The sequence below is a fragment of the Qiania dongpingensis genome (assembly GCF_014337195.1).
Taxonomy (GTDB): Bacteria; Bacillota; Clostridia; order Lachnospirales; family Lachnospiraceae; genus Lientehia; species Lientehia dongpingensis.
Genome location: NZ_CP060634.1, coordinates 1,456,604 through 1,472,093 on the forward strand (window position 1 = coordinate 1,456,604; position 15,490 = coordinate 1,472,093).

The 15,490-nt window shown below is 50.0% G+C and carries 13 protein-coding genes; 3 read left to right on the plus strand and 10 right to left on the minus strand.

The annotated features are described in order from the left end of the window. Positions 1–166: 166 nt before the first annotated feature. The 3 genes from rfbD to rfbA are packed head-to-tail and all read right to left on the minus strand — an operon-like array spanning position 167 to position 3,007. A complete protein-coding gene (gene rfbD / locus H9Q78_RS06935) occupies positions 167–1,012 on the minus strand; it encodes a dTDP-4-dehydrorhamnose reductase (RefSeq protein WP_249304569.1) in 846 nt (281 codons plus the stop codon). A 16-nt stretch (positions 1,013–1,028) separates the two neighbouring features. After that, complete coding sequence (rfbB, locus tag H9Q78_RS06940) at positions 1,029–2,069, minus strand: dTDP-glucose 4,6-dehydratase (RefSeq protein ID WP_249304570.1); 1,041 nt, start codon at positions 2,067–2,069, stop codon at positions 1,029–1,031. A gap of 47 nt (positions 2,070–2,116) precedes the next feature. Next, positions 2,117–3,007, minus strand: a complete 891-nt coding sequence (gene rfbA / locus H9Q78_RS06945; RefSeq protein ID WP_249304573.1) for a glucose-1-phosphate thymidylyltransferase RfbA — start codon at positions 3,005–3,007, stop codon at positions 2,117–2,119. A gap of 194 nt (positions 3,008–3,201) precedes the next feature. On the opposite strand from rfbA, the gene galU reads away from it, so the two are divergent. Then, positions 3,202–4,098 (plus strand): UTP--glucose-1-phosphate uridylyltransferase GalU, encoded by an 897-nt coding sequence (galU, locus tag H9Q78_RS06950; RefSeq protein ID WP_249304575.1) that lies wholly within the window; start codon positions 3,202–3,204, stop codon positions 4,096–4,098. Between the two features lie 33 nt (positions 4,099–4,131). Further along, the gene (locus tag H9Q78_RS06955) at positions 4,132–4,578 is read left to right on the plus strand and encodes a signal peptidase II (RefSeq protein ID WP_249304576.1); all 447 of its coding nucleotides are present in this window, start codon (positions 4,132–4,134) and stop codon (positions 4,576–4,578) included. Here the strand turns inward: H9Q78_RS06955 and H9Q78_RS06960 are convergent. Genes H9Q78_RS06960 through clpX form a run of 3 tightly spaced genes read right to left on the minus strand, consistent with a single transcriptional unit; the run spans position 4,571 to position 8,660 of the window. Beyond that, a complete protein-coding gene (locus H9Q78_RS06960) occupies positions 4,571–5,251 on the minus strand; it encodes a beta/alpha barrel domain-containing protein (RefSeq protein WP_249304578.1) in 681 nt (226 codons plus the stop codon). The genes H9Q78_RS06955 and H9Q78_RS06960 overlap by 8 nt on opposite strands. Before the next feature lie 54 nt (positions 5,252–5,305). Then, positions 5,306–7,084: a S8 family peptidase gene (locus tag H9Q78_RS06965; RefSeq protein WP_249304580.1), complete on the minus strand. Its 1,779-nt coding sequence runs from the start codon at positions 7,082–7,084 to the stop codon at positions 5,306–5,308. A gap of 37 nt (positions 7,085–7,121) precedes the next feature. Next, complete coding sequence (gene clpX / locus H9Q78_RS06970; RefSeq protein WP_249304582.1) at positions 7,122–8,660, minus strand: ATP-dependent Clp protease ATP-binding subunit ClpX; 1,539 nt, start codon at positions 8,658–8,660, stop codon at positions 7,122–7,124. Positions 8,661–8,827: 167 nt separating this feature from the next. Between clpX and H9Q78_RS06975 the strand changes: the two genes are divergently transcribed. After that, positions 8,828–9,580: a class I SAM-dependent methyltransferase gene (locus H9Q78_RS06975; protein ID WP_249304584.1), complete on the plus strand. Its 753-nt coding sequence runs from the start codon at positions 8,828–8,830 to the stop codon at positions 9,578–9,580. A gap of 133 nt (positions 9,581–9,713) precedes the next feature. Here the strand turns inward: H9Q78_RS06975 and H9Q78_RS06980 are convergent, their stop codons facing one another. From H9Q78_RS06980 to H9Q78_RS06995, 4 genes are all read right to left on the minus strand, one after another. Then, positions 9,714–11,135 (minus strand): S1C family serine protease, encoded by a 1,422-nt coding sequence (locus H9Q78_RS06980; RefSeq protein ID WP_249304586.1) that lies wholly within the window; start codon positions 11,133–11,135, stop codon positions 9,714–9,716. A 184-nt stretch (positions 11,136–11,319) separates the two neighbouring features. Then, on the minus strand, positions 11,320–12,867 hold the full coding sequence (locus H9Q78_RS06985) for an LCP family protein (protein ID WP_249304588.1): 1,548 nt from the start codon (positions 12,865–12,867) through the stop codon (positions 11,320–11,322). Positions 12,868–12,899: 32 nt separating this feature from the next. Next, positions 12,900–14,300 carry an undecaprenyl-phosphate glucose phosphotransferase gene (locus tag H9Q78_RS06990; RefSeq protein WP_249304589.1) on the minus strand — a complete coding sequence of 467 codons (1,401 nt, stop codon included), beginning with the start codon at positions 14,298–14,300 and terminating at the stop codon, positions 12,900–12,902. A gap of 178 nt (positions 14,301–14,478) precedes the next feature. After that, on the minus strand, positions 14,479–15,471 hold the full coding sequence (locus tag H9Q78_RS06995; protein WP_249304591.1) for a glycosyltransferase family 2 protein: 993 nt from the start codon (positions 15,469–15,471) through the stop codon (positions 14,479–14,481). Between the last annotated feature and the right edge of the window lie 19 nt (positions 15,472–15,490).

Below are 15,490 nucleotides of genomic sequence, written 5' to 3' on the forward strand. Positions count from 1 at the left end.
ATCTTCCAGTCATTTGATTCTCCCGGCCTTTAACGGCCGGAGTTTCCAAGTCCCCAGGCCCATCCTCAGCGAAAAAGGCCTTTCTTAGAGCAGGAAAAGGTTCCAGGACAGCTGTCTCGAAACCTCTTCTCCATATATTCTATGGCCGCCGTCCGGCTCCTCATGCTTATTTTCCGAGAACCTTCAGGTATCTTTTCAGGGCATCCTGCCAGGAAGGAAGCCTTTCAAATCCATTTTCCTCCAGTTTATCCTTCGACATCCGGCTGTTCTGAGGCCTTTTCGCCTTCGCCGGGAATTCGCTGCTGCTGACCGGGGTTACTTTCACGTCCATGCCTGCCTGCCTGAATATCTCACAGGCGAACTCATACCAGCTGCAAAGTCCCTCATTGGTGGCATGGTATCTCCCGTATTTCTCTGTCTGCACCATGTCCACCAGCAGCCGGGCCAGATCATAGGTGTAGGTGGGAGAACCGATCTGGTCGTCCACTACGCTCACGGCTCCTTTTTCTTCGCCGAGGCGCAGCATGGTCTTAATGAAGTTCTTACCGTTCACTCCAAATACCCAAGCTATGCGGACGATGAAATATTTTGTCAGATGCTTCTCCACCGCCAGCTCGCCCTCGTATTTCGCTACGCCGTATGCATTGAGCGGGTTCCTGCTGTCGTCCGGCTCCCAGGGCCTGGTGCCCTGGCCGTCAAACACGTAGTCCGTGCTGATATATATCATCTTTATATCCAGCTCTCTGCAGACCACGGCAATATTTTCCGTACCTCCGGCATTGATTCTCCGGCAGAGTTCCATATTGTCCTCCGCCGCATCCACCGCCGTATAAGCAGCGCAGTGAATCACCGCGTCCACTCCGGCTGCCGTGATGACGCGCCTCACTGCTTCCGCGTCGGTAATGTCCATCTCTTCAATGTCCACTCCAACCGCTTCTATATTCCTTTTGGCCAGCTCATTCATCACATCATAACCCAGCTGACCCTTTACGCCTGTTACCAGAACCTTCATGTTCCTGCCTCCCCTATTATCCGCGTTCTCCGCCTTGCAGGCGGCCGCCGTACATTTTTTCAAAATAATTGCTGTATTCTCCGCTCAGGATGTGCTTCCACCAGTCCTGATTGTCCAGATACCACTGAATGGTCATTTCAATTCCCGTATCAAAGGTATACTGGGGCTTCCAACCGAGCTGCGATTCAATCTTCGTGGGATCGATGGCATAGCGGCGGTCATGGCCGGGCCTGTCCGTCACATATTGAATGAGGCTTTCAGGCTTGCCAAGGGCTTTTAAGATGGTCTTCACTACTTCCAGATTCGTGCGTTCATTGTGCCCGCCGATATTATAGACTTCTCCTACCGTCCCCTTCCGGATAATCAGGTCGATGGCCGCGCAGTGATCGGAAACATGAAGCCAGTCGCGGACATTTTCTCCTTTTCCATATACCGGAAGACTTTCATCTGCCAGAGCCCGGCTGATCATCAGGGGAATCAGCTTCTCCGGGAAATGGTACGGGCCATAGTTATTGGAACATCTCGATACCGTCACCGGCATTCCGAAGGTCCTGTAATACGCAAGGACAAAAAGATCGGCGCTCGCCTTGCTGGCTGAATAGGGACTGGAGGTGTGTATCGGAGTCTCCTCCGTAAAGAAGAGGTCCGGCCTGTCCAGGGGCAGATCTCCGTATACTTCATCGGTGGACACCTGATGATACCGCTTCACTCCATATGCCCTGGAAGCATCCAGCAGTACCTGGGTACCGAGCACATTGGTCTGCACAAAAAGCCCCGGATTCGTGATGGACCGGTCCACGTGGCTCTCCGCCGCAAAGTTCACCACCACATCAAATTTTTCTTTTTCGAACAGATCCATGATAAAAGGCCTGTCGGCAATGTCACCCTTGACAAACGAATAATTGGGCTTGTCCTCCACCGGCTTAAGCGTCTCCAAATTTCCGGCGTAAGTCAGAAGGTCCAGATTCACGATCTGATCCTCCGGATATTTATTAACCATGTAATGCACAAAATTCCCGCCGATGAAGCCGGCTCCACCCGTCACTAAAATCTTCATGTCATTTCCTCACTTTTTCTATCTTGCTTTCCGCATTGGAACTGCCGTCAGTCAAATTTCTTATCAATATATTTCCCATCCATGACATCCTTCAGATAGGCTCCATACTGGTTCTTCTTTAGGACCTCATAGGTCTTCATAAGCTCACCCTTGCTGATCCATCCGCGCAGATACGCAATCTCCTCCAGGCAGGCTATTTTGCGGTGCTGATGAGTCTCCACCGTCTTCACGAAATTGGTAGCGTCCACCAGGGATTCATGAGTCCCCGTATCCAGCCAGGTGAAGCCCTGTCCTAAAAGAGTCACTTCCAGTTCGCCGGCTTCCAGATAAATCTTATTCAGATCGGTGATCTCCAGCTCTCCCCGGGCGGAAGGTTTCAGATTCTTTGCGTATTCCACGACCCGGTTGTCGTAAAAATAAAGTCCAGTCACACAATAGTTGGATTTGGGATGGGCCGGCTTCTCCTCCAGGGAGATTGCTTTCCCGTCCTCGTCGAATTCCACAATGCCGAACCGCTCCGGATCGTCCACATAATATCCGAACACAGTCGCTCCCTTATCCTTTGCCGCCGCTTCCTGCAGGCGCTTCGTAAGGCCATGTCCATGAAAAATATTGTCTCCGAGCACCATGGCGACCGAATCACTGCCGATAAACTCCTCGCCGATGATAAATGCCTGAGCCAATCCGTCAGGACTGGGCTGTACCGCATAAGACAGCTCGATGCCGAACTGATTCCCGTCCCCCAACAGGGACTCAAAACGCGGCGTATCATCCGGCGTGGAGATGATGAGGATCTCCCGGATCCCGGCATTCATCAGTACAGATAACGGATAATAGATCATCGGTTTATCATAAATGGGCAGCAGCTGTTTCGATGTCACTTTTGTCAGGGGATACAGACGTGTGCCGCTTCCTCCGGCAAGAATAATACCTTTCATGGGAAACCTCCTGAATTGGTAAGATTTGCAAAGATCATATCATTGCACAAGTATTTATAATATATCATAATCCACCTTCTTTTGCAATGCTGCAATGGACCGTAATGCGAAGATATCTTTACTTTTTCGGCCGGTGCTGATATGATAAAGTTATTAAAGTCCTGATTTTATCATGGACAGAAGGAGAATTCATTATGCAGAAAAAACCTGTGAAAAAAGCTGTCATTCCGGCCGCCGGCCTGGGCACGCGTTTCCTCCCCGCCACCAAGGCGATCCCCAAGGAAATGCTGCCTATCGTAGACATTCCCACCATTCAGTATATCGTCGAAGAAGCCGTACAGAGCGGAATTGAAGAGATCCTCATCATCACCAATTCCAACAAGCACTGTATGGAAAATCATTTTGATAAAAATTACGAGCTGGAGGCCCGGCTTCTGGAATCCGGCAAGCAGTGTGAGGCTGACCTGATCAACAGTATCGCCGGACTGGCCAATATCTACTATGTCCGTCAAAAGGAGCCCCGCGGGCTGGGACATGCCATTTTATGCGCCAAATCCTTCATTGGAAACGATCCCTTTGCCGTGCTTTTGGGGGACGACGTCGTCATCAACGAAGAGGGCCGGCCGGCGCTTCAGCAGCTGATAGACGCCTATAACCTCATCGGCGCTTCCGTGGTAGGCGTCCAGCAGGTAGCGGACAGCCAGGTCCATAAATATGGCATTGTCGCGCCGTCGGTTCATCAGCCCGCCTGTGATTCCCGCCTTAAAAAGCTCTATGATATGGTAGAAAAGCCCAAGCTGGAGGATGCTCCCAGTAATCTGGCCGTCCTGGGACGTTATGTCCTGAAGCCGGAAATCTTTGATTACCTGGAGACTCAGGGAGTCGGGGCGGGAGGAGAAATCCAGCTGACCGACGCCATCAAAAGACTCATGTATACCCAGGCGGTTTATGCCTACGATTTTGAAGGACACCGTTATGATGTAGGCGACAAATTCGGCTTCATTCAGGCCACCCTGGATTTCGCTCTGAAAAGAGAGGAGCTTCAGGAGCCCGTGGCGGCATATATCAAAGAGCTGGCTGAACGATTATAGACCGGCTTTTCATAAGAAAAGGAGGAGCTGTTCATGGTATACCTCATTCTGGCCGCGTTCATCTTCGGCCTGGATCAATTTCTCAAAAACCGAATCGAGGCCCAGCAGGATGACGCTTTCCCCATCCGCCTTGACAACGGGATCCGTCTGGAAAAGCATCACAACAGAGGCTTCCTCTTAAATAAGCTGGAAGACAAGCCGGAGCTGGTAAAGAAGGTTTCCGTCCTTACCTTGATCCCGCTCCTCCTGTGGACTCTCTGGCTTTTTGCTAAAAAAGCTGGAAGCCTCGGTAAGGTCGGCGCCTCCTTTTTACTCGGAGGAGCCGCTTCCAACCTCTGCGACCGTCTGTTCCGCGGCTATGTGGTGGATTACATTCGTCTTCCCATTAAAAAAATCCGCCATATCATATTCAATATCGCGGATTTCTTCCTCTTTTTAGGCGCCGCCCTGTCGGCTGTCTATGGTTTATTCTCTAAATGATATATTTTTCCATTCTGTATTTGTTCATCATTTCTTTAAAAATCTCGCCGTTGGAAGGAGGAGTATAGGTGATAGCGTTGGCGCCCGCGTTAATGGTGCGTCGGATGCTGTCGCTCGTATTGCCTCCCGTAGCGATGATCGGCACATGGGGGAATTCTTCCCGTATCTTCGCCACAATCTCCGGTGTCTTTTCTGCTCCTGACACATTCAGGATGGAAGCGCCGCTCTCCAGACGCTTCGCGATATCCGTCTTTTCCGATACTACCGTTATGACGATTGGGATCTCCACTTTTTTCCGCAGATATTCCAGTGTCTCATTGGGGGTCGGCGCATTCACCACCACACCCTGGGCTCCCTGAAATTCCGCATCTTCCGCCAGATTTGTCACACGTTTTCCCGTTGTTGTTCCCCCTCCGACCCCGCAGAGTACCGGCAGATCAGAAGCCGTGATCAAGGCGTGGGTGATGATGGGCTGGGGCGTGAACGGATAAACCGCCATGACCGCATTGGCGTTGCAGTTTCGGATGATTGCGATATCTGTGGTGAACACCAGTGACTTGATCAGTTTTCCAAAAATCCGTATGCCGCTGGCTTCTTCCACGATCTCCGGCAGCAGCACCATATGTTTCCTAAGGTTTCCTTCAATGACAGGCACATATTTTTCGTTTCCCATAGGCAAGCCTCCTTATCATAAGATAATTCACAATAGATCATATATAAATGTTTTTCACAAAGATATCGTCTGAAATACCCGGAACAGGTTCAGCCCTCCGTAACCGGTTGCCCTGTTGGGGTAGGACACATTGGCCGAACGGTCGGCCCCTCTGATCATCAGGCTTTTAATATCCCGGGTCCTCATCGCCGGATAATTCCCCTGTATGATCCCCCATTCCAGAAGAAGAGCAGCGGCTCCTGCCCCATGGGCGGCGGCTATGCTGGTACCGCTTTTTGTCCCGAATCTGCCGCCCGGAAAAGCTCCGTATACATCAACTCCCGGCGCCACCAGATCCGGCTTGACGTCCCCCGTCCTGCTGTAACCGCGCCCGGAATGGATATAGAGGCTGTTCAGCCTGTGGTTATACGCCCCGAAGGTTATCGGGTACTGTGCCCCCGACGGGACCGTCAGTGTCGTATCAGGATTCGGCCTCAAGAATACGGTATCCTCCTCTACGAACTCCTCCATCGGCAGCCAGATGTGGAACTGCCCATTGGAAAACTGCTCATTGTATACAGCCAGCGTCCAGATTCCAGGCGTCGGGTCTGCCATTCGTATCCGGATCACACTGCTGCCTGAGCCCTTCTCGATCAGCTGATAGTCCACATAGATCACTGTTCTTTCCATGGTAAACTGGAACACACTGTTCTGGTTGAGCCTCGGCACCACCCGCGCGGTGCCTTCACCCGTGGGAGAAAGAATCTGTATCCCATAGACCTCCGGCGCCTCCGCCCAAAGCTCCATGGTTATCCCATTTTCATTCTGAGGCACTCGGATCTCTACAAAGTCATTTCCGCCTCTGGTTGCAATCGTTCCGAAATAATGATGCGATCTGTTGGACTCATTCCCGGCCGCTATCGCCACCGCCGTGCCAAGCTGGACCGCCGCATTATTCAGAGTCTGGCTGAGAGGCGCGTTTCCTGCGTGATCCCCCCAGTTAGTCCCCACGCCAATGAGGATCACGAGGGGCATCCCAAGCTCCCGGCTGATTTCCAGCAGATACCGCACCCCCATCATAAGATCCGTTTCCTGATAGGCTTCTGCCGACTCTTTGACCAAATAATACTGCCGGAGATACGCTTTGGCCGGCTTCAGCTTCACCATAGCTATGGACGCTGCGGAAGCGGCTCCTGTGAACTCTTCTTCCCGGAGCTCGCTCCCCGCCGCTATGGAAGCCAAAAAAGTTCCGTGCCCTTCCTGGTCCACAGAGGGGACGATGGAAAGGGCGTCGCCGGATGCCAGAGCCTCATTGATATCGTCCTCTGTATATTCGGAACCGTACTGGATTCCGGCAGGCAGCTTTCCCGTCTGAATGGTCTGATCCCAGATCCGAAGTATCCTGGTCCTTCCCGACGCATTCCGGAATACCTGGTTCTGATAATCGATCCCGGTGTCGATCAGCCCCACCAGCACCCCTCTCCCCGTCAGGTTCAGGACCGGCTGATTCTTTGTACGCAGGATTCCCGACGCTTCCATGCTGGTCGTATCCGTGAGCCCATAGAGCTTGGGGATCGTCGCGTAATCATAAAACTGAACCGACAAAGGAGGCAGGTATCTTTTGCTTATATGTAAGATTCCCTGATACTCTGAAGCTCTCTCCACACAAAAGGAACTGCCCAGCTCATCAATGGGATTCCACTGATCCAGAGGATAGATGAAATCTTCATAATCATCCGACAGTATACGCTCTCGGCACGCCTCGGCGGTATCATTTAAAGGACTTTCATCCTCCGGCAGCTCTTGTCCTTCCAATCCAACTATTCGGGTGTCTATCTTTCGGCCGTCTTCCATATGGCTGACACATTCCCACTCTATTCATCGTATTATGCTATGCATGAACTCCCAGTCTCATGACTCCTCTCATATCGATTATGGGACCGCCGGTCTTTTCAATATAGGCTCTCGTGATCGTCACGCGGCCGATGTTGTCATCTTTCGGTATCTCGTACATGATGTCCAGCATGTACTCCTCCAGGATTGCCCGGAGCGCTCTGGCGCCGGTATGCTTCTCCATCGCCTTTTCCGCAATGGCTTCCAGCGCCTCATCTTCAAACAAAAGCTGTACCTCATCCATCTGAAGGAGCTTTTCATACTGCTTCAGGATGGCGTTCCTCGGCTCCTTCAGGATACGTACCATGAATTCCTTCGTCAGTGCCTCCAAAGATACCAGAACAGGAAGCCGTCCCAAGAACTCCGGGATCATTCCGAATTTTCTCAGATCGTCGATCTCTGCCTTGCAGAGCAGGTTCTCTTCTTTATCGTATTTATCCTTCAGCTCCGCCTTAAAGCCTATGGAGGATTCTTTCGTCAGCCGCTCCTTGATGATCTCCTCCAGGTCCGGAAACGCTCCGCCGCAGATGAACAGGATGTTCGTCGTATTCACCGTTGTCATAGGAACCATCGCATTCTTGCTGTTGGCCCCCACCGGTACTTCAACCTCGCTTCCCTCCAGCATCTTCAGAAGCTCCTGCTGAACGGATTCTCCGCTGACATCCCTCGTATTCGTGTTACGTTTCTTGGCGATCTTATCGATCTCATCAATATAGATGATTCCGCGCTCTGCCTTCTCCACATCGTTCCCGGCCGCCGCCAGGAGCTTGGAGACCACGCTCTCAATGTCATCCCCGATATATCCTGCCTCCGTAAGAGAGGTGGCATCCGCAATGGCCAGGGGCACATCCAAAAGCCTCGCCAGCGTCTTTACCAGGTACGTTTTTCCGCTGCCCGTGGGCCCCAGGAGCAGCATGTTGGACTTTTCAATCTCTACGCCGTCGGCGTTATCAGAGCCGACCCGCTTATAGTGATTGTACACCGCCACGGATATGGCTTTCTTCGCCTTTTCCTGCCCGACCACATACTCATCCAGCATCTTTTTGATTTTATGAGGCGCGGGAATCACCCGACGGTCAAACTTCGGTTTCTCATCTTTGGCCTTCTTTTTCTTCACCTTCTGGTTTTTGGGAATTTCCCTCTCACCCAGGCCAAGATCCGCCAGATTTATGACGCCCACCCCCGGCATATTGGAAAGGCCGGAAAGGTCGAGACCGCCCTGTCCATTGCCGGGAATATTGACATTTACGCCGTACGGGGAACCATTTTTGTCAAAGGTATCAAAGGCTTTCTGCATGCAATCAGAACAAATGACGATGCCGCCGGGCATGGTGATCATTTTCCCGGCTTTACTCTCCGGCCTGTGGCACATACAGCATATCATCTCATAATCGTCATCGTCGTCGCTGTCCTGCGCGGCTTCTTCTGCCGCCGCCGTGTCAGACACATCCTCTTTTTGAATATCCGTATGGTTCTCTTCCGTAAATTCTGTTTCTATATTATCATTCTTATCGTTTTTATTATATTCTTCTGACATATATCTCTCCTCTTTTCTCTTTCTCCATTATATATGAGAACAATGGCACGGACAAGTAAACTTTTTATTAACCAAATATGAATAAATCCTATTATTCTGGACGCTGTCATCATACCGCAGTATAATAAAAAACACAAGAAAATATATTGAAACCGGAGGATATGGCCATGAACATAAACTGGAATGCCGACAAATACACGGAACAGTTCGGATTTGTCCATCACTATGGAGAAGACGTCCTGAAGCTCCTGGATCTGACTCCCGGACAGACAGTCCTGGATCTCGGCTGCGGCAACGGCGCCCTCACGGAAAAGCTTGATTTGGCAGGCGCAAAGGTCATCGGAATGGACGCTTCTGCAGAAATGTTAAAGACCGCCAGAGCACTTCATCCTGATCTGACTTTCTTACAGGCGGATGCCACTGACTTTTCCCTGGAGGAACCGGCGGATGCAGTCTTCTCCAACGCCGTATTCCATTGGATCGACGATCAGGATGCCCTGCTTTCCTGTATCCGTAAGTCTTTAAAACCCGGCGGACAGCTGGTCTGTGAATTCGGAGGGCATGGGTGCGCCGGGATTATTCATGACGCTCTGGCAAAGGCCTTTTCCCGCCGTGGCATCCCTTACGCAAACACCTTTTATTTTCCCACCATCGGAGAATATACGCCCATACTGGAACGCCACGGCCTCCGGACTGTGTATGCTTCTCTTTTTGACCGTTTCACGCCTTTGGAGGGACCGGACGGCGTCGCCGACTGGATACGGATGTTTATAAAAGAACCATTCAGCAGCCTTTCTCCGGAAACATCTCTGGATATTATCAAAGAAGCTGCTGAGGAAACACGGCCAGCCCTTTTCCGTGGCGGTATCTGGCACGCAGATTACGTCCGTATACGCCTGAAGGCAGTGCGCGTTGATTAGCTCTGGCTTCCAAGATTTTCTTAAAAGATAAAAACGCCCCGGGAACTATGCGGAGTTTACTCCGCGCAGTCCCTGGGGCATTGTCTTGCAGTCTTATTTTCGTTCCGGCATCTTAAAGCCAGAAAGGGCTTATTTACTGATTCTGCCCTGGTATCTGAATACCCGGCTGCTGTGTATTCGACTGCTGGCTGTTCTGATTCTGATAATCTTTCTTATATCCTAAGGTAACAGAAATTTTCTGTTCCTGATATTCTCCATCCACCAGCCTCTGAACGGTCAGTTCAACAGTGGTTCCTCCAGCATAATAGGTGAGCTGCTCCTTCAGTTCATCCATCGTAGTAACATTGGTTCCTTCAATAGCAGTTATGATATCCTTTTCCTTCAGGCCTGAGACGTAGGCCGGACCATTTTCCACGAGGCCATATACGTATATACCCTGCGGCATATTATAGACTTTAGCATTGGAAGCGTCCATCGCTACTCCCTCGATGCCCAGATAGGAAGCCTCGTCCTCTCCCACCGCTGTTCTTGTTTCCTTAGACATCAGGTCGTTTATGATATCCTCTGCCTCAGAAATCGGGATAGCAAATCCCATTCCTTCCACATCTTCACTGGAATATTTCGCGGAATTGATGCCGATCACTTCACCATTCATATTCAGAAGCGCGCCTCCGCTGTTGCCGGGGTTGATCGCCGCGTCTGTCTGGAGAAGGGTCAGAGTCTTGTTGTCGATTGTCACATCACGGCTCAGGGCGCTGACATGTCCGTAGGTCAGTGACTGTCCATATCCAAGGGCATTCCCGATGGCGATCACTTCATCGCCGACTCTGAGACTGTTGGAATCTCCCATCTTTGCGATCTTTATCGCATTCAGAGTGTCACTGCTCAGAGACTCAAGAGGAATTGAGATCACAGCCAGATCATTGCTTTCTGCTGTGCCCTTGATATTGGCATCCACCACGCTGTCATCAATAAAAGTAACTTTAAGGGAGCTGGCTCCATCGATCACATGATAATTCGTCAGCACGAGCAGCTCTTTATCATTCTGTCCGATTATGATACCGGATCCGCTGCCGGTCACTTCCTGGCTGCCTCCCCCAAAGAAATAATTCCAGTTATTGTTCTGATAAATCTGCGTATTGGTAATGGCAACAATGGAAGGCATGGCACTTTCCGCCACATCCGCCACCGAACCGGAAGAACTTTCTCCCCCGTTGTTGGCGCTGGTAGGAGTCGTCTCCGCTGTCGCCACCTTAGGCGTGTTAGTCTGATTTGCCGCGTCAATGGCTTTCTGCATTTTAGCTTCATATCCGCTCGCTTTCATCACACCGATGAAGGTTCCCGCACCTGCTCCGCCGAGCATGATGCCGCAGAGAAGAAATACCCCCAGCTTCTTCCAGACGTTTCCGCCTTTTTTCTTTTTCTTTTTTTCCGGTTTTTTTATGGTCTCCGGTTCAATTGGCTCTGTGGGAATATATGTGTAAACAGAAGACTGCTGATTCTCGTCTGAGCCATCTCCATACTGAAAACCACCGTTTTCATAATATTCACTCATACTATCATTTCCTTTCTTCTTAATTATTTTATCTTGATCCTGTCTTGATTTCTTTTATGACCATAGAATAACAGTTAATTGTGATAAAACTGTGTCATCCCCGTGAAAAAACTTTGTATTTCACACAGTATAAAAGCGGCCGCATTCCTGCGCCCGCTTTAACATACGCCTATATCATTTTTAATCAATCATTTCTGTCACTCAGGCCATATCCCGTCTGGGATTCAATCTTATTGCTGATCTGCTTTACAGTCTCAGAAGGCGTATAACCGGTATCTCCAAACAAGTCGTTATGAAGCTGCGTCACATCCTCTGCCAGCCCCAGCGGAACTTTGACCGACGCGCTTCCCACCAAAGCGTCGACCTGGTGATAAGGGAACGCGATATTCTGGGTGATCTGGTAGTCATTGGCACTGCCTGCCAGAGAAATCACCTGGGCCAATGTAAGGTTTGTACTCACCTCAGGGAATACCGTCTCGCAAATTTTCAATAAAGTAGTAGGCCCGGCTTTCTTAGCCTGCTCCAGCATCAGTCCGACCACCTGGCGCTGGCGGTCTGCTCGTCCGTCATCACCGCCATTATTGTGCCGGATTCGGCAAAACGCCACAGCCTGGATGCCATCCAGATGCTGATATCCGGACTCCGTCAAATGATGGGAACCTCTCCCGGTGGACTCCACCGTCTCTGTAATATAACCGTTGATTTCTCCCATCATACTCTCCGGCACATCAATATCAATACCTCCCAGATGATCGATAGCCAAAGAGACCGCGTACCAGTTCACCGTCACATAATCGGTGATCTGTAGATCCAGGTTTTTATTCAGCGCTTTGAGTGCATTCTCCGCGCCGCCTGTATGATAGGCGTTATTTGCCTTGGCATATTTATCCTCATTGCCTGTTGTGGCATCCGGAACATTCCAATACGTGTCACGGAGAACCGATGCCAGCTTTACCTCTTTCGTGGCATTGTTCACGTTGATTATCATGATGACGTCGCTCCGCCCCGTCTCCAGAGTTCTGGTATCTACGCCAAACACAGCAATCGTGGAAAAGCCTTCCATACTCTCTATTACATTCTGCGACAGATCATTGACGTGGACATCTTTTTTCCCAAAAGACGCCTTCTGGATCAAATCCCATTTGGACAATACAAACAGACACGCCAATACTAAACAGAGCAAAACGCCCTCTACCGCAAACAAGACCTTCCTGGTACGTTTCCTTTTCTTGGCCTTGGCTGAAAGCTGTTTTTTCCCTCTCCTTTCAACCGGCTCCTCCACCGGTCTCTGGCGCTTTCGGGCTGACATATCAGAATAATAACCGTCTCCCCCACTCCTATTAGATGACGAATAACTTCTGTCATAAGGATCAACTCCTATGGGCCTGGCGGTCCTGGACGGCTGTCTCACACCGGAGACGGATGCGTTCCTCCCCGCGCTGCTTCCCTGAGGAGCGCGCCTGGCAGACGAGTTCGCTGTCCCAGACGGACGGCGGCCTCCATAAGACTCCGCACTGCTGTAACTCTGTCCAGTCCTTTTGGGGCTGGTTCCATAGGACTGGGAACATCTCCTGGCATAGCTGTCCTGCCCTCCCGCGGAACGGCTCCCCGCCTGCTGTGAAGAATTTCTTCTTCTCTGGGAGGTCATCTCCGCATCGGGACGGGTCCTTTTCCTTTGCTCCAGCTCCCGTCTGCGTTTTTCATATTCATAATCTTCGTCTCTGTACTTCATCCTTTATTTCCTTTCCGCACGTGTAACCACCCTTAATATGCGTTCTTGTTGACGAACCCTCTAAAAAACGTCAGAAAAATAATCTTAAAATCCAGTCCTAGGCTCCAGTTCTCTATATAATATAAATCATATTCAATCCGCTTAGTAATCGATGTGTCGCCACGGTACCCATTTACCTGCGCCCAGCCGGTCAAGCCCGGCCGCACCTGATGCTTGACCATATATCTGGGAATCTCTTCACGGAACTTTTCCACAAAGTGAGGGCGCTCCGGCCTCGGTCCCACAAGGCTCATATCACCTTTGACGATATTCCAAAGCTGCGGCAGCTCATCAATACTCGTTTTCCTGATGAATCTTCCTATGGAGGTAACGCGGGGATCGCCTTTCGTCGTCCAGGCCGTCTTCTCATCCGTAGGCTTTTGTACCTCCATGGAACGGAATTTATACATTTTAAAAGACCGATTATGAAGGCCAACCCGCTCTTGGCTGAAGATGACCGGTCCGGGGGACGTCAGCTTTACAGCTATCGCTACCACCAGCATGACCGGCGAAAATAAGATCAAAGCGAAAGTCCCTCCCAGAATGTCCATGGTCCGCTTAAGCGCCGCATTGAAAGAATCTGTAAGCGGAACATTGCGGATATTGATCACAGGAAGTCCCAGCAAATCTTCTGTATACGGCTTAGTCGGTATAACCTTATTGTAATCCGGAATGAATTTCGTATGCACGCCCGATTTCTCACAGGCATTCACGATCCGCTCCAGTTTATCGTATTCATTGATACTGAGCGTAATCGCTATTTCGTCTAAACGGTTCATCGGAAGAATCTCATCCAGATTCGCGATATGCCCCAGCACGCGGACCCCTTTGTATTCCGTCCCGCGTTCTGCATGATCGTCCAGAATACCGCGGATGATATAGCCCCAGTCGGGGTTTGCAAGAACTCTGTCAATATAGCCCTGTGCCGCCCGGCTGTAACCGATCAGCAATACATGTTTTTGATTATATCCTTTTCTTCGGAACGAACGTAAAATACTTCTCAGTGTCAGACGGAAAACTGCCTCAAAAACAAAATTAAACCCGATAAATAAGAAAACCATCGGCCGCGAAAAATGCTGAAGCCGTTCCTTTGCCAAATACAGGACCAAAGTGATCGTCAAAAGCCCCACCAGATTCGCTTTTAATACATTGAAAAGCTCAAGGCGTCTGCCCATAACCCTCATCGGTTCATATAAATGAAAGAACCAATATAACCCCAGACCTCCAGGCACGATAAAGAACAAAGCGCTGAAATAAACCCCCTTGGGGATTCCCGGATACTTTCCCATATATCCGAATATCAGCCAATACGCTATGAGATAGGAAATAACTATGATAACAGCATCGATCACCACATGGATGCGGTTCAGATGCTTCTGATTGTCTTTAATCAAGGCGCTTCACCTATATGACCTTCCCCGATAATACAGTGTCACCCGCCAAAATCTCCCATAAAACAAAGAAAAAGACATTGGTATTTATCGTTTTATATCATACATTATCTGTCGTCAAAGGGCAACAGAAAAATTAAGAACTATTCTTAATGTTTTCTTAACCGGCGGCATGTACCGGTCATTTCTCAGCAGGTTTTATAAGCTTCCTATGGAGAAACTCATAGGCATATATAAAGGTCCCCGCGGCCAGCCTTGCCTGAATGCAAAAATAATTCCATAAATGCCTGAAAGAAAACGGCACTTTTCTGCATTCCTTTCTGGTTGACCAGCCTTCAAGGAGGCCCTCTTTATAGTCTTCTCCAAATCCTCTTTTTTTAAAGAACCGCATTTTTATCAGACAGCCGATAAGAAGTGTCGGAAAATTAAGCGCGAACTGAAGGACCGGCATATTTTTATAATTCAGATATACATTGTTGCGTGCTGCCAGCCTGACCTTGAATTTATTATATTTGGAACCGCTGGTCCCGCTCCCCACATGCTCCACTTCAGCATCCGGGCAGTACAGATTCTGCCAGCCATGTATCCTCGCTCTATATCCCACATCCAAATCTTCCAAATACGCAAAATGTTTTTCATCAAAATAACCGATTTTTTCAAACACACTGCGCCGATAAATCGCTGCTCCCGCGCAGGCGGAAAACACCCTCGCCGGTTTCCGGTACCGCTTTGTGGAATGTGCCACTCCGCGCTGAAAGGCCCAGCCCAAAATGGTGTATTGATCCCCGGCATCATCTAAAAGTTCTGGGTGATGCATCTGGATCATTCTTGCACTGGCCGAAAAAGCTTCCGGATGCTCGTCCATCATCCGGACTAAAGCCGCCACATATCCAGGCCTGACCTTTGTATCATTATTCAGCAAAATCACATACGGAGTCTCCGCCGCCCGTATCCCTTCGTTCACCGCCCGGCTGAACCCATAGTTCTTATCCAAAGCAATCACCTCAAGCTCCGGATAGTGTTCCCTGATATACTCCAGGCTTCCGTCAGCGGACCCATTATCTACCAGCAGCACCTTAAAGTCCAGACCAGCCTGTCCCTCCAATGCCGCCATACAGCCTTCCATAAACTTTTTTCCATTGTAATTGGGGATGATAATCGTCACTTTTTCCATATAAAACCGCATCTCCATT

Bases quoted from the DNA above. Each gene is read 5' to 3' on its own strand.
- rfbD (WP_249304569.1), bottom strand. From the start codon at position 1,012: ATGAAGGTTCTGGTAACAGGCGTAAAGGGTCAGCTGGGTTATGATGTG.
- rfbB (WP_249304570.1), bottom strand. From the start codon at position 2,069: ATGAAGATTTTAGTGACGGGTGGAGCCGGCTTCATCGGCGGGAATTTT.
- rfbA (WP_249304573.1), bottom strand. From the start codon at position 3,007: ATGAAAGGTATTATTCTTGCCGGAGGAAGCGGCACACGTCTGTATCCC.
- galU (WP_249304575.1), top strand. From the start codon at position 3,202: ATGCAGAAAAAACCTGTGAAAAAAGCTGTCATTCCGGCCGCCGGCCTG.
- H9Q78_RS06955 (WP_249304576.1), top strand. From the start codon at position 4,132: ATGGTATACCTCATTCTGGCCGCGTTCATCTTCGGCCTGGATCAATTT.
- H9Q78_RS06960 (WP_249304578.1), bottom strand. From the start codon at position 5,251: ATGGGAAACGAAAAATATGTGCCTGTCATTGAAGGAAACCTTAGGAAA.
- H9Q78_RS06965 (WP_249304580.1), bottom strand. From the start codon at position 7,084: ATGGAAGACGGCCGAAAGATAGACACCCGAATAGTTGGATTGGAAGGA.
- clpX (WP_249304582.1), bottom strand. From the start codon at position 8,660: ATGTCAGAAGAATATAATAAAAACGATAAGAATGATAATATAGAAACA.
- H9Q78_RS06975 (WP_249304584.1), top strand. From the start codon at position 8,828: ATGAACATAAACTGGAATGCCGACAAATACACGGAACAGTTCGGATTT.
- H9Q78_RS06980 (WP_249304586.1), bottom strand. From the start codon at position 11,135: ATGAGTGAATATTATGAAAACGGTGGTTTTCAGTATGGAGATGGCTCA.
- H9Q78_RS06985 (WP_249304588.1), bottom strand. From the start codon at position 12,867: ATGAAGTACAGAGACGAAGATTATGAATATGAAAAACGCAGACGGGAG.
- H9Q78_RS06995 (WP_249304591.1), bottom strand. From the start codon at position 15,471: ATGGAAAAAGTGACGATTATCATCCCCAATTACAATGGAAAAAAGTTT.